1 protein-coding gene is annotated in these 542 nt (G+C 70.8%); it reads left to right on the top strand.

From position 1 onward, the window contains the following. Positions 1 to 542 (top strand): cation-translocating P-type ATPase (locus tag LPA54_RS36105; RefSeq protein WP_228984761.1); only part of this gene is annotated, 542 nt, incomplete at both ends.

The following is a 542-nucleotide window of genomic DNA, read 5'->3' as shown; positions in this document are numbered from 1 at the left end:
CCGCGTCGCGCCCGAGCACAAGGTCTCCATCGTCCGCGCCCTCTCCCGGCGCGGGCACATCGTGGCCATGACCGGCGACGGCGTCAACGACGCGGCCGCCCTGCGCGCCGCGCACATCGGCGTCGCCATGGGCGTCACCGGCACCGACGTCGCCAAGGAAGCCGCCGACATGGTGCTCACGGACGACGACTTCTCCACCATCGTGCGCGCGGTCCGAGAGGGCCGTTCCATCTACGACAACATCGTCACGTTCGTGCGCTTCCAGCTGTCCACCAACATCGGCGCCATCCTCACCCTGCTCGCCACCGTGCTGGCCGGACTGCCCGCCCCCATGTCGGCGATCCAGCTGCTGTGGGTCAACATCATCATGGACGGACCGCCCGCCATGGCGCTCGGAATCGACCCGCCACGGGACGACGTGATGCGGCGTCCTCCCCGTCCGCCCGGCGAGCGCATCCTCAACGGCCGACGCCTGATCGCCATCACACGCTCCGGCGTGGTCATGGCCGCCGGCACCGTGGCCGTGTTCGCCTCCGCCCGTG

The sequence above is a fragment of the Streptomyces sp. DH12 genome, from assembly GCF_020873895.1.
Lineage (GTDB): Bacteria > Actinomycetota > Actinomycetes > Streptomycetales > Streptomycetaceae > Streptomyces.
The sequence above is the reverse complement of the archived record's forward strand: the minus strand, read 5'-3'. Positions and strand labels throughout refer to the sequence as shown.